The sequence below is a fragment of the Mycolicibacter algericus DSM 45454 genome, assembly GCF_002086455.1.
Classification (GTDB): domain Bacteria; phylum Actinomycetota; class Actinomycetes; order Mycobacteriales; family Mycobacteriaceae; genus Mycobacterium; species Mycobacterium algericum.
This window is the reverse complement of the sequence record NZ_MVHC01000014.1, coordinates 76,377-100,255: the sequence shown is the minus strand read 5'-3', so window position 1 is coordinate 100,255 and position 23,879 is coordinate 76,377. Positions and strand designations below refer to the sequence as shown.

The window sequence follows — 23,879 nt, the reverse complement described above, 5'->3', positions numbered from 1 at the left end:
GCGGCTACCCCCCGCCGCCGACCGGCGGATTTCCCCCGCCGCCACCACCGGGCTACGGCGCGCCGCCCGGCTACGGCCCGCCGGCCGACTATCCGGGTGTCGGCACGCCGCCCGGTTACCCCCCGGGCTACGGCGCCCCGCCCGGGTATCCGCAGCAGGGCTACGGCACGCCGTATCCGGGCGGCTACTTCAATCCGGGCCAGCCGCAGAAGACGAACGTCTTGGCGATCTGCTCCCTGGTGGTCGCGCTGCTGGGCCTGCTGTTCTGGCCACTAGCCGTCGTCGGCGCCACGCTGGGCGTGATCGCCCTGGGCCAGATCAAGCGCACCGGTGAGGCCGGCCACGGCATGGCGGTGGCCGGCACCGCGGTCGGCGGCGCCGCGGTGGTGCTCTCGTTCATCCTCGCGATGGTCGCCCTGCACTGAGCCGGGGCGGACGTAGGCGCCCAGTGGGAATGTGACGACGTGACGTAGGTGTGTCGCGTCGTCAGATTCCCCCTCGCGGGCAGATCGCTAGGCCGACGGCGGCTCGAACGGCGGTGCTTCACGGCGCATCCCGGCCGCCCGGCCCTTGCCGGCCACCACCAGCGCCATCTTGCGGCTGGCCTCGTCGAGCATCTCGTCGCCGAGCATCACCGCACCGCGCGCCCCGCCGGCCTGCGAGGTGTGCCACGCGTAGGCCTCCAGGATCAGCTCGGCATGGTCGTATTCGGCCTGCCGCGGACTGAAGATCTCGTTGCCCGCCGCGATCTGGTCGGGGTGCAGCACCCATTTGCCGTCGAAACCCAGGGCGGCCGAGCGCCCGGCCACCCGGCGGAACGCCTCGACGTCGCGCACCTTCAGGTAGGGCCCGTCGACGGCGGCGATCCCGTGGGCGCGCGCGGCGACCAGGATCGTCATCAGCACGTGGTGATAGGCGTCGCCCTCGGTGTAGCCCTCGGGCTGCTCGCCGACCTCCAGTGTGCGGGTGTTGAGGCTGGCCATCAGGTCGGCCGGGCCGAGCACCAGCGCCTGCACCCGGGGCACGGCGGCGATGGCGTTGATGTTGGTCAGCCCGCGCGCGTCCTCGATCTGGGCGTCGATGCCGATCTGCCCGGCCGGCAGCCCGTGGACGGTCTCCAACTGGGTCAACAACAAATCCAGGGCCTGTACATGCGACGCGTCGGACACCTTCGGCAGCACCACGACGTCAAGGCGGGCCCCGGCGGCGCCGACGGCCGAGACCACCTCGATCAGATCGGCGTGCGTCCACGGCGTCGTCCAGTCGTTGACCCGCACGCCCAGCAGCGGCGCACTCCAGTCCGATGCCGTCAGCGCCTCGGCCACCCGGGCCCGGGCCTGCTCCTTGGCGGCCGGCGCGACGGCATCCTCCAGATCCAGGAAGATCTGGTCGGCGGGCAGGCCCTTGGCCTTGTCGATCATTTTCTGGCTGCTGCCCGGCACCGACAGACAGGTACGGCGGGGGCGATATGCGTTGGTCACCTAACCACTCCTACCCTTTCAACCATGGCGTCGAGCAACAGGGTTTACGCAGCGCGCCTGGCGCGGATGCTGGTGCTGGGCCCGTTCGGCGAATCGGTGGGGCGGGTCCGCGACGTCGTCGTCAGCATCAGCATCGTGCGGCAACAGCCCCGCGTTCTGGGCCTCGTCGTCGAACTGCCCACCCGCAGACGCATTTTCGTACCCATTCTCCGAGTCGCGGCGATCGAGCCCAATGCCGTCACCCTCAACACCGGAACCGTATCGCTGCGCAAGTTCACCCAGCGACCCGGTGAAGTGCTGGTGCTCGGACAGGTGCTGGACACCAAGGTCCGGGTCAACGACCCCGAACTGCCGGAGCTGGCCGGCGTCGACGTGGCGATCACCGACCTGGCCATCGAGCAGAGCCGCACCCGCGACTGGCTGGTGACGCGGATCGCAGTGCGCCACTCCCGGCGGCTGGGCCGCCGCGCCGCGGTGCACATCGTCGACTGGCACAACGTGCAGGGGCTGACCCCCTCCGCGCTGGCCATGCCCGGACAGGGCGTGGCGCAGTTGCTGCAGCAATTCGAGGGCTGGCGACCGATCGAAGTGGCCGACGCCATCCGCGAGCTGCCACCCAAGCGGCGCTTCGAAGTGATCAACGCGCTGGACAACGGCCGGCTGGCCGACATCCTGCAGGAACTGCCCGAGGAGCGGCAGGCCGCGGTGCTGGGCCAGCTGGGCACCGAAAGGGCGGCCGACGTCCTGGAGGAGATGGATCCCGACGACGCCGCCGACCTGCTGGGGGCGATGAACCCCAACGACGCGGAGCTGCTGCTGGCACGGATGGACCCCGACGACTCCGATCCGGTCCGCCGCCTGCTGGAGCACTCCCCCGACACCGCCGGCGGGTTGATGACGTCCAACCCGGTGGTATTGACCGCCGACACCTCGGTCGCCGAGGCACTGGCCCGGGTGCGCGACCCCGACCTGACCCCGGCGCTGTCGTCGCTGGTGTTCGTGACGCGCCCCCCGACCGCCACCCCAACCGGCCACTACCTGGGCTGCGTGCCGCTGCAACGGCTGCTGCGGGTGCCGCCGGCCGACCTCGTCGGTGGAATCGTCGACTCCGACCTGCCGGCGCTGAACGCCGAAGTCTCGCTGGCCGAGCTGACCCGCTATTTCGCCGCCTACAACCTGGTCTGCGGCCCGGTGCTCGACGAACAGAATCACCTACTGGGGGCCGTGACCGTCGACGACGTGCTGGATCACCTGCTGCCGCATGATTGGCGCGAAACGCCCGAGCCGGACCTGGGCCCCAAATTCGCCGGGAGGCCGTCGTGACCGACCGCTCGCCACTGCAGCGGCTGTCCACCCCGCGCACCTCGCGCTTCCCCGCCCTGCGAATGGACCCCGATGCGCTGGGCCGGTTCACCGAGTCGGTGGCACGTTTCTTCGGCACCGGGCGCTATCTGGCCATCCAGACCATCTTGGTGGTGGGCTGGATTCTGCTGAACGTCTACGCGGTCAGCCTGAAGTGGGACCCCTACCCGTTCATCCTGCTCAACCTGGCGTTTTCCACCCAGGCCGCCTACGCTGCGCCGTTGATCCTGCTGGCCCAGAACCGGCAGGAGAACCGCGACCGGGTCAGCCTGGATGAGGACCGCCGGCGCGCCGCGCAGACCAAGGCCGACACCGAGTACCTGGCCCGGGAACTGGCGTCGTTGCGGTTGGCGGTCGGGGAGGTCCCCACCCGCGATTACCTGCACCATGAGCTCGAGCGGGTCCGCGAACTGCTCGACGAATTGCGCCCCAAGCCCGACCCCGCCGGCGGGGATTCGGGGACCGGCCGCCCGGTTTGACCTCGTGGCGGACCGGCATAACCGACACCAGCGGGACCAGTGTTGGGTATGGTGACCTAGTTCACGAAGCCAAGACGGTTTCATCAAGGCTTGATAACGGCGGACAAGGGGCGGTCGAGTGCCTACAGGGGGCGGCGCAGCCGAACACCCGTCGCGCGCGGCCAGATGGCGGCGCGCGGCGCGCGCCGCGCTGCGCCCGGCATTCGGCCTGACGTTCATCACCCCGCTGGTGTTCGCCGGTGCCGTCGGCGCGACTCCGCGCTCCCCGTCGACCTCGCTTCCGCTGCGCAATGCCGCGGTGACGCCCCTGGCGGCGGCCATAGACACCGCTTCGGGCCGCTCGTCGGGTCCGGCCGTCGTCGCGGTGCAGCGCCCGCAACCGAACCTGCACGTCGCCGCGGGCGCACCGTCGGCGCCGCCGGCGGCGGTCGTCTACGCGCCGGGCACGTTGGGGATTCCCAAAACGGCGCTGGCGGCCTATCGCAATGCCGAGCATCAGATGGCCGTCGCCGCCCCGGGCTGCGGGGTCAGCTGGAATCTGCTGGCCGGGATCGGCCGCATCGAGTCCCAACACGCCAACGGCGGCGCCACCGATGCGCGCGGCACCGCGCTGCAGCCGATCTATGGGCCGTCACTGGACGGGACGCTGCCCGGAAACGAAGTCATCGTGGCCAGCAGTGGCCCCGGGCGGGTCGTCTACGCCCGCGCCATGGGGCCGATGCAGTTCCTGCCCGGAACCTGGTCGCGCTACGCCGCCGACGGCGACGGCGACGGCAAAGCCGACCCGCAGAACGTCTACGACGCGACGCTAGCGGCCGCACGGTACCTGTGCAGCGGCGGGCTCAACCTGCGCGAACACTCCCAGGTGCTGACCGCGATCCTGCGCTACAACAACTCGATGGCCTACGCGGAGAACGTGATGGGCTGGGCGGCGGCCTATGCCACCGGGGTGGCGCCGGTTGATCTGCCTCCGATCATCGGACCTGCGCCGCCGATCGCCGACCTGCACCTGGAGCACCTGGAGCACCCGGAGGGGTTGGGGCCGGAGTCGCTCAGCATGCACGGCTTGTCGCCGGTCCACGAGACCGCCGGATCGTCGCTGATCAACCTGGGGCAGTCGTCGGGCGCCGACGGCCCGATGGCGAACCTGCCCTGGCTCGCGCCCTGGATGAACGCCGCCGAGCAACAGCAGCAGCAGTTGCCGCGCCCGTCGGCGGCCTGCCGGATGATCTGCCTGGAGCCGCAGGCTGCTGCCCCGGGCGCGTCCGTCCCCCCGGCACCTTCCGGCCCGCCGGAGGCATTCGGTCCCCCGGCGCCGTTCGGTGCCCCGGCGCCGTTCGGCCCGCCGGATGCGGCACCACCGCCCCCCGCGCCGATGCCGGCTTACGCTGTCGCGCCGGCTCCCCCGGCAGATCCGGCGGCGCTGCCGCCCCAGGCCGCCCCGCCCCAGGCACCGCCGATCCCGGCGGCGCCGGATGGTCCGCAGCCCGGCCCGCCCGCCTGACAGACATCACAGTTCAGGGGCACGAGCCGCTGGCCTAGACTCGGTTGCGATGTCCAAGACACCTGACGACACCGCAGCCCTGCATGAGGCGATCTACGCCGCTTTGGGCACCGTGTTGGACCCCGACATTCAGCGTCCGATCACCGAGCTCGGCATGGTCAAGAGCATCGAGATCGCCGACGACCACAGCGTGCACGTCACGATCTACCTGACCATCGCCGGCTGTCCGATGAAAGCCGAGATCACCAACATGGTGACCCGCGCGGTCAACGATGTGCCCGGCACCGGCCCGGTCAAGGTGAGCCTGGACGTGTTCAGCGACGAGCAGCGCGCCGAGTTGCGCAAACAGTTGCGCGGCGACGCCAAGGAACCCGTCATCCCGTTCGCCCAGCCGGGTTCGCTGACCAAGGTCTATGCGATCGCATCGGGCAAGGGCGGCGTCGGAAAATCCAGTGTCACCGTCAATCTCGCGGTCGCACTGGCCGAGCGCGGGCTGTCGGTCGGGGTACTCGACGCCGATATCTACGGCCATTCGGTGCCGCGGATGATGGGCGTCACGGCGCTGCCCACGCAGGTCGACTCGATGATCATGCCGCCGATCGGATACGGCGTGAAGGTGATCTCGATCGCGATGTTCACCAAGGGCAACACCCCGGTGGTGTGGCGCGGCCCGATGCTGCACCGCGCGCTGCAGCAGTTCCTCGCCGACGTCTACTGGGGCGACCTGGACGTACTGCTGCTGGACTTGCCGCCGGGCACCGGTGACATCGCGATCTCGGTGGCCCAATTGGTTCCGCCGGCCGAGATCCTGGTGGTGACCACCCCGCAGCAGGCGGCCGCCGAGGTGGCCGAGCGGGCCGGGGCGATCGCGCTGCAGACCCGACAGCAGGTCGTCGGCGTGGTGGAGAACATGGCCGGGCTGGCCATGCCCGACGGTTCGACCATGCACCTGTTCGGCGAGGGCGGCGGCGAGCAGGTCGCCGAGCGACTGACCCGGGCGATGGGGCGCGACGTTCCGCTGCTGGGCCAGGTGCCGATCGACAGCGAGATGGTGACCGGCGGCGACTCGGGATCGCCGGTGGTGCTCTCGCCGGACTCGGTGGCCGGCAAGGAGTTGCGCCGCATCGCCGAGCAGTTGGCCACCCGCGGCCGCGGACTGGTGGGGATGTCGCTGGGCCTCAACACCGGCAGCACCCAGCGGTGATCGCAAGCGCGGCGGAGCCGCCCGCGGCGGGTCACCGCCATCAGCCCAGCGGTGATCGCAAGCGGCGGGTCACCGCCATCAGCCCAGCGGTGATCGCGGTCTAGGTCGCGTCGGCGTCGAACGGGGCCGGCCCGGCAGCAGGCTTGGGCGTCACGGCCGGTGCCGGCGCCACGGTGCGCGGATCTTCGGCCAATGAACTGACCGCGGTGAACAGCGAGTCGTCCCCGTCGAGCAGATGCTTGGTCAGGGCGGCCCGCGGCGTCATCCCGCGCAGCTTCTGCAACTCGCTCAGCGGCTCGCGCAGATCTTCGAACTCGGGACCCATCTCGTCGCGCAGCTGATCGGTGGCGCTGGTGACGTACTCGCGGGCCTGACGCAGCGCGCCGGCGGTCCAGCGGATGGCTCCGGGCAGCCGCTCCGGGCCCAGGATCACCAATCCGAGCACCACGAGAACCAACATCTCGCCCCAGCCGACATTCGCGAACATCGAGGCGAACTGCTAACCGTCGGGGGTGGGGGTCACCATCAGCGTCACGTGGCGCCCGTCGCGGACCACCTCGACGGGCGCTTCCTTCCCGATGGTCAGATTGCGCACCGCCACCACGAATTCGTCGGCGTTGGCCACGGTACGGTCGCCGATCTTGACCACCACGTCGTTCTCCAGGATGCCGCCCTTCTCCGCGGGGCTGCCGACCTTGACGTTGGCGATCTGCGCACCGGACGCGATGGCGTTGCTGACCGACCTCGCACTCACCCCCAGCGTGGGGTGCACGATCTTGCCGTCCCGGATCAGTGCTTCTGCCACGATCTTCATCTCGTTGACCGGGATGGCGAATCCCAGCCCGCTGGCGCTGTCGGACAACGACTTTCCGGCGGTGTTGATCCCGACCAGCTGCGCGTCCATGTCGATCAGCGCGCCGCCGGAGTTGCCGTGGTTGATCGAGGCGTCGGTCTGGACAGCGTCGATGACCGTGTCGGTGTCGGAGTCCTCACCGGACAGCGGCACCGGCCGGTGCACGGCGCTGATGATGCCGTGGGTCACGGTGCTGCGCAGGCCCAGCGGGGCGCCCGCGGCGATCACCTCGTCGCCGACCCGGATCTTGTCGGAGTCACCGAGGCGGGCCACGGACAAGTTGTCGACGTTGTCGACCTTGAGCACGGCCAGGTCGGTCTTCGGGTCGCGGCCGACCAGGTTGGCCAGCACCTCTTTGCCGTCGTTGAACACCACGGTGGTCTTGAACTTGCTGGGGTTGTTGGCGGCTTCGGAGATCACGTGGTTGTTGGTGACGATGTAGCCTTTGCCGTCGATGACAACGCCGGAGCCCTGCATGCCCTGGTCGTCGCTGACGGACTCGATGGTCACCACGGAATTGGCGATGGCCTCGGCCACCTTGGCGAACCGCCCGGCCGGCTCCTCGGCGTTGCCCTTGGTCGACAGCGTCACCTTGGAGGAGGTGAAGGCCTCGACGACCTGCGCCGTGGTCCGCCCGACCCAGCCGCCGACCATGCCGATCGCCAGCGCGATCGCGGCCAGCGTGGCCAGCGCGCGGTAGGAGATCCGGTCGCCGAACAGCACGTCACGCACACCGAGCCGACCGCCCACCTCGCCGCGCGCCAGCGGCGCCGGCGGAACCACGGCGGGGCCGCCGAGCGCGACACCGGCCGCGGGGTCACGCCACGGATCGTCGGTCTCGGTGAACTCGTCCGGCTTGCCGTTGCGCTGCAGCGCGCCGGCATCGGCGGGATGACGCTGCAACGACGGACCGGAGCCGAAGGGACGGCCGAACGCCTCCCGGAGCACCGGGTCCGGCGGCAGGTCACGCGGGGTGAACTCGCCCTGTTCACGGTATTTCTTGGGCCTCACCTCGGCCGGGATGAACGACCCGGGCACCCCGTCGGGACGGCCGAAGGCCTTCTGGGAGGCATTGTCCACGGGGGGCCGGTAGACGGGCCGCGGCGCCAGGCGGTTACCGCTGGCGTTCTCGTTGTTGGAACTCACCTATTCCTCTTCCGGTCCCGCGTCGGCTTCCAGGCGCCGCAGGCGAAGCGCTTACACGCACGCTGACGCCGCGTCGCATCCACCTTACCGACGTTTACGGCGATCTTGCGGCTTGCCGTCGGTGAAGCGAGCGGGCATCGGCGTCGTCGCCTCATCAGGAGGATCGTCGGCGGGGCAGTCGGGGATCTGGGACAGCAGGCCCAGCAGAGCCGACGGGATCCGGATCGGGTGCGAATCGCGCAGCGCCGAGCGGGCGCGGCCCTGATACTCCACTTCGGCGGCGCAGTCCGAGCACAGCGACAGGTGGTGAGCGGCGCGCAGGTGAGCGTTCATCCGCAGCTCGCCGTCGACGTAGGCGGCGACCGCCTCACTGCAAAGGTGCTCGGTGGAGCCGAACTGGCGCGGGGCGCCGACCGGCGCGTCACTCTGCGAGGCGAACTGTGACGGAAGCCAGGAGAATGCGCGCCGGAAGACACCTCCCCGGTCCGTCACCACCGGACTCCTTCCATCACACGCCCGTACGCCAGGGCGTTCGCAGCGACGTGCGCTTGATGTGCGCTTGATTAAGGATCGCCCTTATAAGAATGTAGCGCGAGTTGACGCGCCAACGCGGCAACCCGGGAGCCGGCGGCCAGACTCAGCCGGCCGCAACACCGCCGAACGCGGCACCGTCGCGCTGGCCGGAGCGGTTCGCGAGATAGTCGCGCAGCGCCTGGCGGCCGCGGTGGATGCGGCTGCGCACGGTGCCCAACTTCACCCCGAGGGTGGCCCCGACCTCCTCGTAGGACAGCCCTTCGATGTCGCACAGCACGACGGCCGCCCGGAACTCCGGCGCCAGCGAGTCCAGCGCCGCCTGCAGGTCGGGGTCCAGCCGCGCGTCATGGTAAATCTGCTCGGGGTCCGGCTCGTCGGCCGGAACCCGGTCGTAGTCCTCCGGCAGGGCCTCCATCCGGACGCGGCCGCGCCTGCGCACCATGTCCAGGAACAGGTTGGTGGTGATGCGGTGCAGCCAGCCCTCGAACGTGCCGGGCTGGTAGTTGTGCACCGAGCGGAACACCCGGATGAACGTCTCCTGGGTCAGGTCCTCGGCGTCCTGCTGGCTGCCGGACAGCCGGTAGGCCAGCCGGTACACCCGGTCGGCGTGCTGGCGCACCAACTCATCCCAGGACGGCATGGCCGCCACATCGCCGGTGGCGTCGAACACCGCGGTCCCCTGCGGCTCCTCAGACGGCTCGACCCATTCGGTGTCGGAGTAGCGGTCCGAGTGGGTGGTCGGGTGCGACATGGCGACCGGGGGCAGCAGGGTGGTTATGGTGACATCCTCCGTCTCAGATCCGCCGTCGGGCGACGGCACTGCGGTATCGCGATCAACGTGCGACAGGCCCCCGGTATTCCGGGTGCCTCGAGGCGGGTTGCTACCTCGTTCCATGCGGCTACCGTTGCCTATCCCGGTATGTCGGCTCTGTGCCGGCCCTGAACGTCGACTGTGAACTTGTGTTCGAATGGGCCGCACGGTGCGGGTACGACTCCAGGTAACGGTTCGGACACGGGCCGCGTCCCGGGCGTGTCGCGCGGGCGAGCCTGTGCACCGCCGATCGCGGGTGTGACTTACGCTGCGCATATGGCCAGCACCGACGACACTTCCGGGCCGCAGTCGCCGCCACCCAGCCGGGCCGAGGCCCTGCTGGCGCACGCCGAGGGCTCGATGTCCGAGGACGCGGTGCTGACGGCCGCCCGCGACCGGGCCGGCGAGATCGGCGTCGGGTCGATCAGCGCCGCGGTGGGCGCGTTGCTGAGCCTGCTGGCCAAGCTCAGCGGCGGCAAGGCCGTCGTCGAGGTCGGGACCGGGGCCGGCGTCAGCGGGCTGTGGCTGTTGTCGGGCATGGGCGAGGACGGTGTCCTGACGACGATCGACATCGAGCCCGAGCACCAGCGCACCGCCAAACAGGCGTTCGGCGACGCCGGCATCGGGCCCGGCCGGACCCGGTTCATCAGCGGCCGCGCCCAGGAGGTACTGACCCGGCTCGCCGACGAGTCCTACGACCTGGTTTTCGTCGACGCCGACCCGATCGACCAGCCCGATTACGTGCTGGAGGCGGTGCGGTTGCTGCGGCCCGGCGGGGTGGTGGTGATGCATCGGGCCGCGCTGGGCGGCCGGGCCGGAGACCCGGCGGCCAACGACGCCGAGGTGGTCGCGGTGCGCGAAGCGGCCCGGCTGATCGCCGAGGACGAGCGGCTGACCCCGGCGCTGATTCCGCTGGGCGACGGACTGCTGGCCGCCGTCCGCGACTAGTTTTCGCGCCACCTTCCTCCGCCGAGCAGACACGAAAGCCCCCATTTCGCGCCCAAACAGGGTGCTTTCGTGTCTGCTTGGCCAAGGCGTTGACGGTCGGCTGAACGTGCGTTTAGCATATTGAACATGCGTTCAGCGGACCTGACGGCCAGCGCGAAAATCCGCGACGCGGCGATCGAGCAGTTCGGCCGCCACGGCTTCGGGGTGAGCGTCCGGGCCATCGCCGAGGCCGCCGGGGTGAGCGCCGCCCTGGTGATGCACCATTTCGGCTCCAAGGAGGGGCTGCGCCGGGCCTGCGACGAGTTCGTCGCCGAAGAGATCCGCAGCGGGAAGTCCGAGGCGATGCGGTCCGCCGACCCGGCGACCTGGTTCGCCGCGATGGCCGAAATCGAGTCCTACGCACCGCTGATGGCCTACCTGGTGCGCACCATGCAGTCCGGCGGTGAACTGGCGACCACGCTGTGGCGGCGGATGGTCGACAACGCCGAGGAATACCTCGACGAGGGCGTGCGGGCCGGCACCCTCAAACCCAGCCGCGATCCCAAGGCCAGGGCCCGCTACGTGGCGATCACCGGCGGCGGCGCCTTCCTGATGTACCTGCAGATGCACGAGAACCCGACGGATCTGCGTGCGGTGTTGCGCGACTACTCCCGCGACATGGTGCTGCCGTCGCTGGAGATCTACACCGAGGGCCTACTGGCCGACCGCACCATGTACGACGCCTTCTTGGAGAGGGAGACCGATGCGACCTGAGGACCGTTGGCCGGCAATCGAAGTCCGGGGACTGCAGAAGAGATTCGGACAGGTCACCGCACTCGACGGGCTGGACCTGACGGTGCACAGCGGCGAGGTGCACGGCTTCCTCGGCCCCAACGGTGCCGGCAAGTCCACCACCATCCGCATCCTGCTGGGACTGGTGAGAGCCGACGGCGGAACCGTGCGCCTGCTCGGCGGCGACCCGTGGGCCGACGCTGTCGACCTGCACCGCGAGATCGCTTACGTGCCGGGAGATGTCACGTTGTGGCCATCGCTGTCCGGCGGCGAGATCATCGACCTGCTCGCCCGGATGCGCGGCGGAATAGACGAACGCCGCCGCGACGAGTTGATCGAGCGCTTCGACCTGGACCCGACCAAGAAGGCCCGCACCTACTCGAAAGGCAACCGCCAGAAGGTATCGCTGATCTCGGCCTTCTCCTCGCGCGCCCGGCTGTTGCTGCTCGACGAGCCCAGCAGCGGCCTGGACCCGTTGATGGAGAACGTGTTCCAGCAGTGTGTGGCCGAGGCGAGCCGTCGGGGGGCCACCGTGTTGCTGTCGAGCCACATCCTGGCCGAGACCGAGGCACTGTGCCAGCGGGTCACGATCATCCGGGCCGGACGCGTCATCGAGAGCGGCTCACTGGATTCGCTGCGCCACCTGCACCGCACCTCGATCCAAGCCGACCTGATGCGCGATCCGGGCGATCTCACCCGCATCCCGGGCGTCGCCGACGTGCGCTACCAGGGCACCGTGCTGCACGCGCAGGTCGACAGCGCCAGTCTCGCTGAACTGATCGCCGTGCTCGGCGCCGCCGGGGTGCGCAGCCTCACCAGCCGTCCACCCACGCTGGAAGAACTCTTCCTGCGGCATTACGACACGGCGCGGGCATGACCACCGCCGCTGCGCCCCAGGCGTCGCCGGCATCCGGGCCATTCCGGCGCGGGCGGGATTTCGCCGGCACGCTGGGCATGCTTCGGCTTTATCTGCGGCGCGACCGCATCGTCGCGCCGCTGTGGGTACTGCTGTTATCGCTGCCGTTGGCCGGCGTCTACATCGCCAGCGTGGCGGCCGTCTACCCCACCGCGGCCGATCGCGCCGGTCTGGCGGCGACCATCATGGCCAGTCCGGCGCAGCGCGCGATGTACGGCCCGGTCTACAACGACACCCTCGGTGCGGTGGGCATCTGGAAGGCCGGGATCTCGCACCTGCTCATCGCGATCGCGGTGATCCTGACCGTCATCCGGCACACCCGCGCCGACGAGGAGGCCGGCCGCACGGAGTTGATCGACTCGACCGCGGTGGGCCGATACGCCGGACTGACCGGCGCGCTGCTGCTGGCGTTCGGGGCGTCGGTGGTCACCGGCGTCATCGGGGCGGCCGGCCTGGTCACCGCCGACGTGCCGGCGGCGGGATCGTGGGCGTTCGGGGCGGCGCTGGCCTGCTCGGGGCTGGTGTTCGCCGCCGTCGCAGCGGTGGCCGCGCAGTTGTCCCCCGGCGCCCGGTTCGCCCGCGGTGCCGCGTTCGGCGCACTGGCCGCGGCATTCACCTTGCGGGCGGTCGGCGACGCCGGATCCGGCGGCCTGTCGTGGCTCTCTCCGCTCGGATGGTCGCTGCAGGTACGTCCCTACGCCGGTGAGCGGTGGTGGGTGCTGCTGCTGCATCTGGTCACAACGGCCGCGCTGACCTGGTTGGCCTACCGCCTCGCGGCCCGCCGGGATGTCGGCGCCGGGCTGCTGGCCGATCGTCCGGGCCCGCGCCGGGCCGCGCCGACGCTGGCCGGGGCGTTCGGGTTGGCGTGGCGGCTCGATCGCGGCGCGCTGCTGTTGTGGACGACCGCCCTGCTGCTCTACGGCCTGCTGGTCGGCAGCGTGACCCACGGGATCGGCGACGAGCTCGGCAGCGACAGCGCCCGCGACATCGTCATCCGGCTCGGCGGCACCGAAGCGCTCGAGCAGGCATTCGTCGCGGTCGCGTTCGCCATGCTGGGCATGGTCGCCGCGGCCTTCGCGGTGTCACTGGTGCTGCGGCTGCACCAGGAGGAGTACACGGCGCGCGCCGAGACCTTACTGGCCGGATCGATTTCCCGGAACCGGTGGCTGGCAAGCCGCCTGGTGATCGCGCTGGCCGGGTCGGCGATCGCGATGCTGGCCGCCGGAGGGGTGGCCGGGATCGTATACGGGACAGCCGCCGGCGACGTCACCGGACAACTGGGCACCGTGGTGGGCAGCGCCGCGGTGCAGCTGCCGGCGGTCTGGTTGCCCGCGGCGGTGGCGGTGGCGCTGTTCGGTCGGGCGCCCAGGTTCGCTCCCGCCGCCTGGGCAGTACTGATCGGATTCGTCGCGCTGAATCTGCTGGGCACCATCGCCGGATTGCCGCAGTGGATCCTCGACCTCGAGCCGTTCGGCCATGTCCCGCTTGTCAGTAGCGGGTTCAGCGCCCTGCCGTTGGCGGTGCTGCTGGTGATCGACAGTGCGTTGATCACCCTGGGCGCCTTGGCGTTCCGTCGCAGAGACCTCGACATTTGAGGAGGAGATCGTGAAAACCTTTGGCAAGGGTCTGCTTTCAGCGTCGTTGGGCCTGCTGGCCTTCGGGCTGTTGTTGTTCGTCCCGGCCGGGACGCTGCACTACTGGCAGGCGTGGGTGTTCCTCGCGGTGTTCGCGGTGTCCACCTGGATCCCCAGCATCTATTTGATGCGGACCAATCCCGCTGCGTTGCAACGGCGGATGCGGGCCGGTCCGCTGGCCGAGAGCCGACCGCTGCAACGGCTGGTGATCACCGCCGTGTTCATCTGCTTCGCGGCCATGTTCGTGCTCAGCGCCCTCGATCACCGCTTCGGATGGTCGGTGGTGCCGACACCGGTGTGCCTGCTCGGCGATGCGCTGGTGGCGATCGGGCTCGGCGTCGCCATGGTGGTGGTCATCCAGAACGGTTATGCGGCCGCCAACGTCACCGTGGAAGCAGGCCAGACGCTGGTCTCCACCGGGCTCTACGGGTGGGTGCGGCACCCGATGTACACCGGCAACGTCCTGCTGATGATCGGGACGCCGTTGGCGCTCGACTCCTACTGGGGGCTGGTCTTGCTACTGCCCGGACTGGTGCTGCTGGTGCTGCGGATCCGGGACGAGGAACGCCTGCTCACCGCTGAACTCAGCGGCTACCGGGAGTACACCGGGAAAGTCCGCTACCGCCTATTTCCGTATTTCTGGTAGCCAATATTCCACTTTTTAGTCCCATTGGCTTACAGTTCCCTAAGCAGAGGCTGTTAAACGCGGCCGGTCAACGTGACTTAGGGAGGCTGGTCGAGCTATGCGCACACCCCGGCGAGGCAGTGGCGGTATTCGGGCGCTCTCCGCCGGTCGGGTGGCCGGCGCGCTGGGCGCCGCGGCCGTGCTCGGGCTCACCCCGGCGACGCCCGCCTCGCCCGCCCAGGCTGACTGGGATTGGGGCATCGACCTGATCGCGCCGATGGCAGCCGTCGACACCACCGAGCCCGGCCTCGACCTGGGCAGCCTGATGGAACTGGCGCAGACCTGGGTGGACCAACTCGACCCGGCGACGAACGCGTTCTTCTCCACCACGATCGACGCGGTACTGGCGCTGCCGGGCCCGGGGCAGGCCTTCGACGCGGCCGCATGGCTGGACCAGTTCTTCTACGCCCCGTTGCACGCCAGCCTGCAGGAGTGGATCACCAGCCCGTTCGGGGAGTTCAGCCTCGGCCTGATCAACGCGCCGTTCGTCACGTTGTTCGGCCGCGACCTGATCGGCGACGGTATCGACGGATACGACGGCGTCAACGACAGCGTGTTCGGTCAGTGGGGCGGGTTCGGCGACGCCGGCGACGGCGGGTTCCTGTTCGGCAACGGCGGAGCCGGTGTAGACGGTGCCGGCGGTGCCGGCGGTGACGCCGGGTTCTTCGGTCACGGTGGCGCCGGCGGCCTGGGCGCCACCGGTGCCGTCGGCGGCGACGGTGGCGCCGGCGGGTGGTTCATGGGCATCGGCGGCACCGGCGGGGCCGGCGGCGACGGTGATCTCGGCGGTGACGGCGGCAACGGCGGAACCGGCGGTGCCGGGGGCTGGTGGCTGGGCAGCGGCGGCTCCGGCGGCGCCGGCGGTGACGGCGGTGCCGGATGGGCGGACATCGAGGCGGGCAACGGCGGTGCCGGCGGCGACGGCGGCGCGGGCGGGCTGCTGTTGGGCCGCGGCGGCGACGGCGGTCTGGGAGGCGAGGGCGGCGCCGGTGGTCTCGGCGGCCCAGGCGGTTGGCTGGGCGCGTCGGGCATCAGTGCGTCGCCCTACGTCGAGCGCACCCAATGGGTGGAATACGACGGCGGCACCAGTCTGCGGGTCTATCCGACCGACACCGGGCGAACCGAGGCCGGCGAGGCCGGGACGCTACGCCAAGGCGAGCAAGCCTGGTCGGAGGTGGTGAACCGAAACCCGGACGCCAACACCGCCGGCATGCGCGAACAGTTCCTGTGCCACTGGCAGTTCGCCGAGTTCATCCTCCCCGGCAAGACCAGTTGGAACCTGGAGCCGTGGCGCCCGGTCGTCAGCACGCTGAGCATGTTGGCCAACGGCTGTAACCCCGGCGGCGCCGAGGAACCGTTCTAACCCTGGGACGACGGCCGGTTAGATCCAGACACCCTTGCCGACCGCGACCACGCCGTCGGCGCTGATCGAGAACCGCTCACGGTCCTTCTCCAGGTCGACACCGATCATCTCGCCGGGACCCACCACGACGTTCTTGTCCAGGATCGCGTGACGCACCACCGCACCGCGCCCCACCCGGGTCCCGGGCATGATGACGCTGTCCTCCACGATCGCGCCGTCGTCGATCACGACGTTGGACGACAACACCGAATTGCGCACCGAGCCGGCCGAGATGACACTGCCGGCGCCGACCACCGATTCCTGCGCGGTGCCACCGTTGACGAACTTCGCCGGCGCCAGGTTCTCGGTCGCGCCGTGGATCGGCCAGCGCTTGTTGTACAGGTTGAAAACCGGGTGCGCCGACACCAGATCCATGTGGGCGTCGTAGAACGCGTCGAGGGTTCCGACGTCCCGCCAGTAGCCGCGGTCACGCTCGGTGGCGCCGGGCACCTCGTTGTCGGAGAAGTCGTAGACGGCGGCCATGCCGTCGGCCACCAGGCGGGGAATGATGTCGCCGCCCATGTCGTGGTCGGAGTGGTCATCGTCGGCGTCGGCGCGGATCGCGTCGATGAGCACCTTGGTGGTGAAGATGTAGTTGCCCATCGAGACGTAGGTGCTTTCCGGGTCGTCCGGCGTACCGGGCGGGTTCGCCGGCTTCTCCACAAAGCTGCGGATCCGCCCGGACTCGTCGGCGTCGATACAGCCGAACGACGACGCCTCGGCGCGCGGCACCCGCACCCCGGCGACCGTCGCACCGGCGCCGCTGTCGACGTGGAAACGCACCATCTGTTCGGGATCCATCCGGTAGACGTGGTCGGCGCCGAAAACCACGATGTATTCCGGGTCTTCATCGAAGATCAGGTTCAGCGACTGATAGATGGCATCGGCGGACCCGGTGTACCAGCGCGGCCCGAGCCGCTGCTGGGCCGGCACCGGGGTGATGTACTCCCCCGCCAGGCCGCTCAGCCGCCAGTTCTGCGAGATGTGCCGGTCCAGCGAGTGCGACTTGTACTGCGTCAGAACGCAGATCCGCAGGTAACGCGCATTGACCAGATTCGACAGCACGAAGTCGATGAGCCGGTAGGCGCCGCCGAACGGAACAGCCGGCTTGGCCCGGTCGACGGTCAGCGGATGAAGCCGCTTGCCCTCTCCTCCGGCCAGCACGATGCCCAGAACGTGCGGCGCTTCCCTCATAGCCCCAAACCTATCGGCCGTTTCGAGGACCTGCCAGTGGACAGCACGATTGTTGACCGTTGGTCCGCATCGGCGGGTCATCCGCCGCGCGCCCACCCGCCGCCGACCGCTACGGTGCGTTATGCGGGTGGCGATGCTGACCCGGGAGTACCCCCCGGATATCTATGGTGGCGCGGGCGTCCATGTGACGAACCTGGTGGAGGCATTGCGCCGGTTGTGCCACGTCGACGTGCACTGCATGGGCGCGCCCCGGCCGGGTGCGACGGCGCATCAGCCGGATCCGGCACTGCGGGATGCGAATCCGGCGCTGGGCACCCTGTCGGCGGACCTGACGATGGCCGACGCCGTCGGCACGGCCGACGTCGCTCACTCACACACTTGGTACACCGCTCTGGCCGGCCGACTGGCGGCACTGCTCTACGACATCCCCCATGTGCTGACCGCGCATTCGCTGGAGCCGCTGCGCCCCTGGAAGGCCGAGCAACTGGGCGGCGGCTACCGGGTGTCGTCCTGGGTGGAGCAGCTGGCGACGACCGCGGCCGACGCCGTGATCGCGGTCAGCTCGGCTATGCGCGACGACCTGCTGCGGGTCTACCCGGAGTTGCGGCCCGACCGCGTCCACGTCATCTACAGCGGCATCGACACCGAGGTGTGGTGTCCGCAGCCGGCCACGACGGCGTCGTCGATGCTGGCCGAACTCGGCGTGGAGCCTGACCGGCCCATGGTGGCGTTCGTCGGACGGATCACGCGGCAGAAGGGGGTCGCCCATCTGGTGGCCGCCGCGCATCGGTTCCATCCGGAGGCGCAGTTGGTGTTGTGCGCCGGCGCGCCCGACACCCCGGAGATCGCCGCCGAGGTGAGCGCCGCCGTCGCGGCTCTGGCCGCCACCCGCAGCGGGGTGTTCTGGATCCAGGAGACCCTGCCGGCACGGCAGATCCGCGAGTTACTCTCGGCAGCAACCGTGTTCGTCTGCCCTTCGGTCTACGAGCCGTTGGGCATCGTCAACCTCGAGGCGATGGCCTGCGGCACGGCCGTGGTGGCCTCCGACGTCGGCGGCATACCCGAGGTGGTCACTGACGGCGTCACCGGGTCGTTGGTGCACTACGACCCCGCCGACCCGGACGGCTACTGCACCGGCCTGGCCGCGGCGGTCAACGCGCTGATCGGCGACCCGACAACCGCCCGGCGTTACGGCGAGGCCGGCAGGCTCCGCTGCGAGGAGGTCTTCTCGTGGCCGCGCGTCGCCGAGCAGACCCACGCCGTGTATCGGCAACTGGGCGCCGGCTGACAGTCCGCCGGCAGGCGGACCGCCGGTCAGCTCGTGACGGCTTTGAGTTCGTCGCCCAGTGCAGCGGCCTCGTCCGGAGTCAGTTCGACGACCAGTCGTCCACCACCCTCAAGCGGTACCCGCATCACGATGCCGCGCCCCTCTTTGGTCGCTTCCAGTGGACCGTCACCGGTCCGGGGCTTCATCGCCGCCATCGAGTGCTCCCTCCAGGTACCAGCCCACCGGCCGTGCCCTTGATCTGCGCCGGCTGTGCACCGCGATCGCAGCATCCGGCATCGAACTGCAGTTTCACCACGCCATTCTTCCCTATCAGCGTCGCCGCGTGCACAAGACCCGATTCCGGAGTGCATTTTAATGGATCTAGGCGGTCACCGTCGGCACCCAACAGGACTGAAGGTGATCGTCGACCATGCCCGTGGCCTGCATCAATGCGTAGGCGGTCGTCGGTCCCACGAATCGGAACCCGCGCCGCTTCAATTCGCGCGCCATCGCCGTGGATTCTGGCGTGACGGCCGGAATTTCCGACAGATCGGCGGGCCGGGGGCGCGCCGGCGGGGCGAATGACCACAACAGCTCCGCCAAATCGGTGGATCCCAGGGCGATGGTGGCCCGCGCGTTGGCGATCGTCGCCTCGATCTTGGCCCGGTTGCGCACGATGCCGGCATCGGCCATCAGCCGGGCCACGTCGGCATCGGTGTAGCGCGCGACGGTCTCGACATCGAAGTCGGCGAACGCGCGCCGGAAATTCTCCCGCTTGCGCAGAATCACCAGCCACGACAGCCCGCTCTGGAAGGCCTCCAAGCTGATCCGCTCGAACAGTGCGGTCGCCTCACGCACCGGACGGCCCCACTCCCGGTCGTGGTAATCGCGGTACAGCGCTGATCCATCGGACCAGGCGCACCGCACCAGGCCGTCGTCGGGCGCGCCGGTCAATTCTGCTCCGACGGATCCGCGGCGAGCGCCTGCGCCGCGGCCAGCTGCCCGCGCAACTGGTCGAGTTCTGCGCCGAGGCGCTCCAGCACCCAGTCGACCTCACCGGTGTTGTAGCCGCGCAGCACCTGGGAGAACTTCACCGCCTCGACGTCGGCGCCGGTGACCCCGGAGGCCGGCAGCATGGTCGCCGTCGTCGCCCGGGGCAGCGGCGGCAGCTGCTCGCCCCGGCCGAACAGCACACTGGCCACCCCGAACAGCAGCAACGCGATCAGGACGAGCACCACGAGATACAGCAACACCAGTGTCACGGGATCGATAGTGCCTCATTCGACCGCACGGGTGTGCTCAGCGCTGACGCAACGTGTTCATCGGCGGCCGGTCCACCAGTGACAGCGGCGTGGTGCGCGGCAGGTAGTCGGTGCCGTCGGCACCGGCGGCGAAGAACTGGGTGAGCCCGACGCCGGAGTCGGGGACGCCGCACCGCGACAACAGGGTGGCGACCACTTGGCGGCTCATCACGGCCAGCTCGGCCAGCGGGCGGTTGCGGTGGGCCCGCACTCCCAGGTTGACCTGGGCGATCGCATCCAGGCCCAACCGGTCGTAGGTATCGATCAACAAGCCGATCTCCACGCCGTAGCCGGGCGCGAACGGCACCGACGCCAGCAGCTCGCGACTGCCGGCGTACTCCCCGCCCAGCGGCTGCAGCACAGCGCCCAGGTCGGGCCGCAGTGCGGTCAGCAGCGGGCGGGCGACCAACTCGGTGACCCGGCCGCCGCCGGTGGCGTCCTCGGTGCCGTTGACCTTCAGCGGCCGCCGGTAGAAGCCCTTGACCAGATGGACGTTGTCGCCGGTGAGCAGCGGCCCGACCAGGTTGGGAACGAACATCGGGTCGGGGTCGATGAGGTCGGAGTCCACGAATACCACGATGTCGCCGCTGGTCGCGGCCAGTGAGCGCCACAGCGCTTCGCCCTTGCCGGGCTGCGGGGGCACCTCGGGGACGGCCTGTTCGCGGCTGACGACGCGAGCGCCCGCGGCGATGGACCGGATCTCGGTGTCGTCGGTGGAACCCGAATCCAGCACGATCAGTTCGTCGACCAGGTTGTCGAGCAGCGGGGTGATGCTGTCGATGACCGATTCGATGGTCGCCTGCTCGTTCAACGCGGGCAGCACCACCGAGACGGTGCGCCCGGTCTCGGCCTTGGCCGCCACCAACTCGGCGACCGTCCAGTCCGGACGGTTCCAGGTGCGCCCGGCCAGCCGGGTGTCACCCAGCCCCGCGACCAGGTCGGTCATGCTAAACCCCTTACTGTGCGGGTCGGGGCCCGCACGCCCTGGATGGATGCCACCATCTCCAGGACGCGCCGAGTCGGCCCGACCTCGTGCACCCGGAACATCCGGGCTCCGGCGGCCGCCGCCAGCGCGGTGGCCGCCAGCGTTCCCTCCAGTCGTTCGGTCAGACCCACACCGAGAGTCTCCCCGATGAAGTCTTTGTTGGAGAGCGCCATCAGCACCGGCCATCCGGTAGCGACCAGCCTCTCCGTGTGTCGCAACAACGCTAGCCCGTGGAAGGTGTTCTTGCCGAAATCGTGGGTCGGGTCGATCAGCACCTTCTCGCGCGGCACCCCGGCCGCCACCGCCCGCTGCGCGGCCGCGGTGACCTCGTCGATCACCGCATCCACCACCCCGTCCACGGTGGTGCCGTAGCTCACCCGGAACGGGCGGGTCCGCGGCGCGGCGCCGCCGGTGTGCGAGCAGACCAGGCCGACACCGAACTCCGCGGCGACCGCCGGCAGCTGCGGGTCGACACCACCCCAGGTGTCGTTGATCAGGTCGGCGCCCGCGGCGCAGGCGCGTTTTGCCACCTCCGAGCGCCAGGTGTCGACACTGATCAGCTGGTCGGGGTAGGCGCCGCGCAGCCACTCGATGAACGGAACCACCCGGGCGGTCTCGGCATCGGCGTCGACGGTCTGCCCCGGCCCGGCCTTGACCCCGCCGATGTCGATGACGTCTGCCCCGTCGGCCACCGCCTGGTGCACCGCCGACTTGGCCGCGTCGTCGTCGAAGGTGGCGCCGGCGTCGTAGAAGGAGTCGGGGGTGCGGTTGATGATCGCCATGATCAGCGCGCGATCGGCCGCTACCGGACGACCGCAGAAGTGGGACTGCACTGCTCCATGGTGCCTGGTGGATGTGGGACCGCAATCGTCAGCCCTGACCCGCCGAAACCGACGTTTCGCAGAGAAAGTCCGAGTAGCGGCCTGCAAAACGTCGGTTTCGGTGCAGAAGCAGAAGAGTCAGCCCTTCGGTCGCTGACCCGCCGCTACTTCGCCGGGGTAGTCGGCGTAGAAGGGCACGTAGCCTTCGCCGCGGCCGGCCAGCACGTACAGCGGGTCCTCGATGACCGCACCACCGCCGCCGTAGCCCTGCTCCCGCAGCTCCACCTTGCGGCTCTTGAATGTGGTGGTGTGCGCCATCGTTTCCACCAGCCGCACGAACAGCGGAACCGCATACGACGGCAGCCGGTCGTAGACTGTGGCGGCCAGCCGGGCCCCGTCGAACGACGCACCGTCACGCAGTTTGACCGCGGCCATCCCGGCACGGCCACCGGTGTCGGGCACCTCGACGCCGTAGACGGCGCATTCCTCGACCGATTCGTCGGCGGACAACGCGGCCTCGACCTGGGTGGTGGCGACGTTCTCGCCCTTCCACCGGAAGGTGTCGCCGAGCCGGTCGACGAACGCGGCGTGGCCCATACCCTGCGGGCGCATCAGGTCACCGGTGTTGAACCAGCAGTCCCCGTCCCGGAAGGCGTTGCGCACCAGCTTCTTCTCGTTGGCCTCCGGATCGGTGTAGCCGTCGAACGGCGACAGCCTGTTCACCGGGCTCAGCAGCAGCCCGGGTTGCCCCGACGGCACCCGGCGCACCCAGCCGTCCTCGCCGCGCAGCGGTTGCCCGGTGTCGTGGTCGTACTCCACGTAGGCCAGCGGCAGCGGGTACAACCCGGTGCTGCGCGGCACGTTGAGCACGTTGAGGAATGCACTGTTGCTCTCGCTGGCGGCGTAGAACTCGCAGACCCGCTTGATGCCGAACCGGTCGGTGAACTCGTCCCAGATCTCCGGCCGCAGCCCGTTGCCGGCGATCACCCGCACCTTGTGGGCCCGGTCGGTCGGCTTGGCCGGCTGGTTGAGCAGGTACCGGCAGACTTCGCCGATGTAGACGAACGCGGTGGCGTCCGCGGCGATCACCTCATCCCAGAATCGTGAGGCGGAGAACGATTTGCCCAGCGCCAGTGTCGCGCCGGAGTTGAGCACCGAGGACACCGCGACCGTCAGCGCATTGTTGTGGTAGAGCGGCAAGCAGCAGTACAGCGTGTCGCTGCCCCGCAGCCGCAGCCCGATTCCGCCGAACGTGGCCAGCGCCCGCAGCCACCGGTAGTGCGTCATCACACTGGCCTTGGGATAGCCGGTGGTACCGGAGGTGAAGATGTAGAACGCGGTGTCCTTGGCCAGCACCGCCTCGACCGAGACCGGGTTGTCGGCGGGCGCGGTGGCGGCCAGCCGCTCGAACTCCTCGATGGTGACCGGCTCGGCGGTCGCGCCGCTGTCGTGCACGGCGCTGACCAGATCCGACTCGACGATCAGCAGTTTGGCTTCCAGTAGGCCGAGGCTGTGGACCAGCACGTCGCCGCGCTGGTGGTAGTTGACCATCCCGGCGATCGCACCGCATTTGACGACGGCCAGCATCATCAGCACCGCATTGGGTGAGTTGCGCAGCATCACCCCGACGACGTCGCCGTGGCCGACGCCGCGAGCGGCCAACACCGCGGCAAAGCGGTTGACGGTCGCATTGGCCTCCCGGTAGGTCAGCTGCTGATCACCGAACCGGATGAAGACGCGGTCGGCGTGTTTGGCGGCGCGGTCCTGAAAGACCTTGCCGATCGACGCCTTGGAGGTGGGTCGGGCCAGCAGGCCGGTCCGCATCCCACGCAGCATCGCCGGCAAGTCGGCGACGAGCACGGGCAGCCGAGTCGCGATGTCGGTCAGCCCGATCCGGGTCCCGGAATTGTGATCGGACACGGTATCCCCTCGGGGTAGGCAGGTGCTGAAGGCAGCCCAGACGACGCCAGCACGGCGGCGCCGGGCGCAGCGGGTCGGCTGCGAAAATACAGCCTAGTCGGTACCGGCAGTACCGGGTGCGCAGGCGTCCAGTGCCGTCTCGAGCTCGTCGACCACCAGCAGCCGGTCCATCGCACGCTGGGACACGAACCCGGCGTCGAGCAGCCCCGACATCCAGGCCCACAATCCCGCGTAGTGGCCGTCCGGATCCAGCAGCACGACCGGTTTGTCGTGCAGTCCCAGATACCGGCCGGTCCACGTCTCGAACAGCTCCTCCAACGTGCCGATCCCGCCGGGCAGGGTCAGAAACGCGTCCGCGCGTTGGTCCATGACCTGTTTGCGCTCCCGCATGGTGTCGGTGACGATCAGCTCGTCGGATTCGACGTCGGCCACCTCGCGGTGCAGCAACGCCTTGGGGATCACTCCGACGGTGCGGCCACCGTGCTGCCGGACGGCCACCGCCAGTGCGCCCATCGCCGAGATGTTGCCGCCACCCCACACCAGCGTCCAGCCCCGTTGCGCGATCGCCGCACCGACTTTGGCGGCCAGCGCCAGCAGCGCCGGGTCGGTCGGGCCGGACGCACAGTAGACGCACACCGCCCATTCGCTGCCCCGCACACCC

24 protein-coding genes and 1 pseudogene are annotated in these 23,879 nt (G+C 69.8%); 12 read left to right on the top strand and 13 right to left on the bottom strand.

What is annotated here, in order from left to right; all coding sequences use genetic code 11:
* Positions 1-425: DUF4190 domain-containing protein (locus BST10_RS14235; RefSeq protein ID WP_133054434.1), on the top strand; the 425-nt coding region annotated here is incomplete at its 5' end.
* An 87-nt stretch (positions 426-512) separates the two neighbouring features.
* On the opposite strand, the gene BST10_RS14230 is transcribed toward BST10_RS14235, so the two are convergent.
* A complete protein-coding gene (locus tag BST10_RS14230) occupies positions 513-1,481 on the bottom strand; it encodes an HpcH/HpaI aldolase/citrate lyase family protein (protein WP_083038452.1) in 969 nt (322 codons plus the stop codon).
* A 24-nt stretch (positions 1,482-1,505) separates the two neighbouring features.
* Between BST10_RS14230 and BST10_RS14225 the strand changes: the two are divergent.
* From BST10_RS14225 to BST10_RS14210, 4 genes and pseudogenes are all read left to right on the top strand, one after another.
* Positions 1,506-2,802 (top strand): annotated as a pseudogene (locus tag BST10_RS14225) (magnesium transporter MgtE N-terminal domain-containing protein); the annotation flags it as partial.
* Positions 2,801-3,322 (top strand): DUF1003 domain-containing protein, encoded by a 522-nt coding sequence (locus BST10_RS14220; protein WP_083038450.1) that lies wholly within the window; start codon positions 2,801-2,803, stop codon positions 3,320-3,322. The pseudogene BST10_RS14225 and the gene BST10_RS14220, both read left to right, overlap by 2 nt.
* 118 nt (positions 3,323-3,440) lie before the next feature.
* A complete protein-coding gene (locus BST10_RS14215) occupies positions 3,441-4,826 on the top strand; it encodes a lytic transglycosylase domain-containing protein (protein ID WP_013828141.1) in 1,386 nt (461 codons plus the stop codon).
* Positions 4,827-4,875: 49 nt separating this feature from the next.
* The gene (locus BST10_RS14210; RefSeq protein ID WP_013828140.1) at positions 4,876-6,030 is read left to right on the top strand and encodes an Mrp/NBP35 family ATP-binding protein; all 1,155 of its coding nucleotides are present in this window, start codon (positions 4,876-4,878) and stop codon (positions 6,028-6,030) included.
* Between the two features lie 100 nt (positions 6,031-6,130).
* On the opposite strand, the gene tatB is transcribed toward BST10_RS14210, so the two are convergent.
* From tatB to sigE, 4 genes are all read right to left on the bottom strand, one after another.
* A complete protein-coding gene (gene tatB, locus BST10_RS14205) occupies positions 6,131-6,517 on the bottom strand; it encodes a Sec-independent protein translocase protein TatB (RefSeq protein WP_083038448.1) in 387 nt (128 codons plus the stop codon).
* Between the two features lie 12 nt (positions 6,518-6,529).
* Entirely contained in the window at positions 6,530-8,029 is a 1,500-nt protein-coding gene (gene htrA / locus BST10_RS14200; protein WP_041317411.1) for a serine protease HtrA, read from the bottom strand.
* Between the two features lie 84 nt (positions 8,030-8,113).
* Positions 8,114-8,521 (bottom strand): anti-sigma E factor RseA, encoded by a 408-nt coding sequence (gene rseA / locus BST10_RS14195; protein ID WP_013828137.1) that lies wholly within the window; start codon positions 8,519-8,521, stop codon positions 8,114-8,116.
* A 145-nt stretch (positions 8,522-8,666) separates the two neighbouring features.
* On the bottom strand, positions 8,667-9,458 hold the full coding sequence (sigE, locus tag BST10_RS14190) for an RNA polymerase sigma factor SigE (RefSeq protein WP_041317407.1): 792 nt from the start codon (positions 9,456-9,458) through the stop codon (positions 8,667-8,669).
* 192 nt (positions 9,459-9,650) lie between these two features.
* Between sigE and BST10_RS14185 the strand changes: the two genes are divergently transcribed.
* From BST10_RS14185 to BST10_RS24355, 6 genes are all read left to right on the top strand, one after another.
* Complete coding sequence (locus BST10_RS14185) at positions 9,651-10,322, top strand: O-methyltransferase (protein ID WP_083038446.1); 672 nt, start codon at positions 9,651-9,653, stop codon at positions 10,320-10,322.
* Between the two features lie 126 nt (positions 10,323-10,448).
* Complete coding sequence (locus tag BST10_RS14180) at positions 10,449-11,075, top strand: TetR/AcrR family transcriptional regulator (RefSeq protein ID WP_013828134.1); 627 nt, start codon at positions 10,449-10,451, stop codon at positions 11,073-11,075.
* On the top strand, positions 11,065-11,970 hold the full coding sequence (locus BST10_RS14175; RefSeq protein WP_013828133.1) for an ABC transporter ATP-binding protein: 906 nt from the start codon (positions 11,065-11,067) through the stop codon (positions 11,968-11,970). Before BST10_RS14180 ends, BST10_RS14175 begins: the two co-directional genes overlap by 11 nt.
* Positions 11,967-13,604: an ABC transporter permease gene (locus BST10_RS14170; protein WP_205277376.1), complete on the top strand. Its 1,638-nt coding sequence runs from the start codon at positions 11,967-11,969 to the stop codon at positions 13,602-13,604. Before BST10_RS14175 ends, BST10_RS14170 begins: the two co-directional genes overlap by 4 nt.
* A 10-nt stretch (positions 13,605-13,614) precedes the next feature.
* Positions 13,615-14,289, top strand: coding sequence for a methyltransferase family protein (locus BST10_RS14165; RefSeq protein WP_083038444.1), 675 nt, complete (start codon positions 13,615-13,617; stop codon positions 14,287-14,289).
* Between the two features lie 97 nt (positions 14,290-14,386).
* Entirely contained in the window at positions 14,387-15,691 is a 1,305-nt protein-coding gene (locus tag BST10_RS24355; RefSeq protein WP_163762301.1) for a DUF2599 domain-containing protein, read from the top strand.
* A gap of 18 nt (positions 15,692-15,709) precedes the next feature.
* On the opposite strand, the gene glgC is transcribed toward BST10_RS24355, so the two are convergent.
* A complete protein-coding gene (gene glgC, locus BST10_RS14155; RefSeq protein ID WP_083038442.1) occupies positions 15,710-16,924 on the bottom strand; it encodes a glucose-1-phosphate adenylyltransferase in 1,215 nt (404 codons plus the stop codon).
* A 121-nt stretch (positions 16,925-17,045) separates the two neighbouring features.
* Between glgC and glgA the strand changes: the two genes are divergently transcribed.
* The gene (gene glgA / locus BST10_RS14150; protein ID WP_083038440.1) at positions 17,046-18,212 is read left to right on the top strand and encodes a glycogen synthase; all 1,167 of its coding nucleotides are present in this window, start codon (positions 17,046-17,048) and stop codon (positions 18,210-18,212) included.
* Between the two features lie 26 nt (positions 18,213-18,238).
* Here glgA and BST10_RS14145 read toward each other — a convergent pair whose 3' ends face one another.
* The 7 genes from BST10_RS14145 to BST10_RS14115 all read right to left on the bottom strand — a co-directional run bounded on the left by BST10_RS14145 (position 18,239) and on the right by BST10_RS14115 (position 23,875).
* Positions 18,239-18,406, bottom strand: coding sequence for a DUF3117 domain-containing protein (locus tag BST10_RS14145; protein ID WP_003885506.1), 168 nt, complete (start codon positions 18,404-18,406; stop codon positions 18,239-18,241).
* Positions 18,407-18,572: 166 nt separating this feature from the next.
* Positions 18,573-19,145 carry a DNA-3-methyladenine glycosylase I gene (locus tag BST10_RS14140; RefSeq protein WP_013828127.1) on the bottom strand — a complete coding sequence of 191 codons (573 nt, stop codon included), beginning with the start codon at positions 19,143-19,145 and terminating at the stop codon, positions 18,573-18,575.
* Positions 19,142-19,453, bottom strand: coding sequence for a DivIVA domain-containing protein (locus BST10_RS14135; RefSeq protein ID WP_013828126.1), 312 nt, complete (start codon positions 19,451-19,453; stop codon positions 19,142-19,144). Before BST10_RS14135 ends, BST10_RS14140 begins: the two co-directional genes overlap by 4 nt.
* A 37-nt stretch (positions 19,454-19,490) precedes the next feature.
* Positions 19,491-20,438: a glucosyl-3-phosphoglycerate synthase gene (locus BST10_RS14130; RefSeq protein ID WP_083038438.1), complete on the bottom strand. Its 948-nt coding sequence runs from the start codon at positions 20,436-20,438 to the stop codon at positions 19,491-19,493.
* A complete protein-coding gene (gene folP / locus BST10_RS14125) occupies positions 20,435-21,259 on the bottom strand; it encodes a dihydropteroate synthase (RefSeq protein WP_235673707.1) in 825 nt (274 codons plus the stop codon). The genes BST10_RS14130 and folP overlap by 4 nt, the downstream gene beginning before the upstream one ends.
* Before the next feature lie 177 nt (positions 21,260-21,436).
* Positions 21,437-23,218, bottom strand: a complete 1,782-nt coding sequence (gene fadD6, locus BST10_RS14120) for a long-chain-acyl-CoA synthetase FadD6 (protein ID WP_083038434.1) — start codon at positions 23,216-23,218, stop codon at positions 21,437-21,439.
* Positions 23,219-23,311: 93 nt separating this feature from the next.
* Entirely contained in the window at positions 23,312-23,875 is a 564-nt protein-coding gene (locus BST10_RS14115; RefSeq protein WP_013828122.1) for an LOG family protein, read from the bottom strand.
* Positions 23,876-23,879: the final 4 nt, after the last annotated feature.

Excerpts from the sequence above, each read along its gene's own strand:
- glgA (WP_083038440.1), top strand. The coding sequence starts at position 17,046 with ATGCGGGTGGCGATGCTGACCCGGGAGTACCCCCCGGATATCTATGGT.
- BST10_RS24355 (WP_163762301.1), top strand. The coding sequence starts at position 14,387 with ATGCGCACACCCCGGCGAGGCAGTGGCGGTATTCGGGCGCTCTCCGCC.
- BST10_RS14145 (WP_003885506.1), bottom strand. The coding sequence starts at position 18,406 with ATGGCGGCGATGAAGCCCCGGACCGGTGACGGTCCACTGGAAGCGACC.
- BST10_RS14170 (WP_205277376.1), top strand. The coding sequence starts at position 11,967 with ATGACCACCGCCGCTGCGCCCCAGGCGTCGCCGGCATCCGGGCCATTC.
- BST10_RS14185 (WP_083038446.1), top strand. The coding sequence starts at position 9,651 with ATGGCCAGCACCGACGACACTTCCGGGCCGCAGTCGCCGCCACCCAGC.
- BST10_RS14180 (WP_013828134.1), top strand. The coding sequence starts at position 10,449 with ATGCGTTCAGCGGACCTGACGGCCAGCGCGAAAATCCGCGACGCGGCG.
- tatB (WP_083038448.1), bottom strand. The coding sequence starts at position 6,517 with ATGTTCGCGAATGTCGGCTGGGGCGAGATGTTGGTTCTCGTGGTGCTC.
- BST10_RS14175 (WP_013828133.1), top strand. The coding sequence starts at position 11,065 with ATGCGACCTGAGGACCGTTGGCCGGCAATCGAAGTCCGGGGACTGCAG.
- sigE (WP_041317407.1), bottom strand. The coding sequence starts at position 9,458 with ATGGAACGAGGTAGCAACCCGCCTCGAGGCACCCGGAATACCGGGGGC.
- folP (WP_235673707.1), bottom strand. The coding sequence starts at position 21,259 with ATGGCGATCATCAACCGCACCCCCGACTCCTTCTACGACGCCGGCGCC.
- BST10_RS14210 (WP_013828140.1), top strand. The coding sequence starts at position 4,876 with ATGTCCAAGACACCTGACGACACCGCAGCCCTGCATGAGGCGATCTAC.
- BST10_RS14130 (WP_083038438.1), bottom strand. The coding sequence starts at position 20,438 with ATGACCGACCTGGTCGCGGGGCTGGGTGACACCCGGCTGGCCGGGCGC.
- glgC (WP_083038442.1), bottom strand. The coding sequence starts at position 16,924 with ATGAGGGAAGCGCCGCACGTTCTGGGCATCGTGCTGGCCGGAGGAGAG.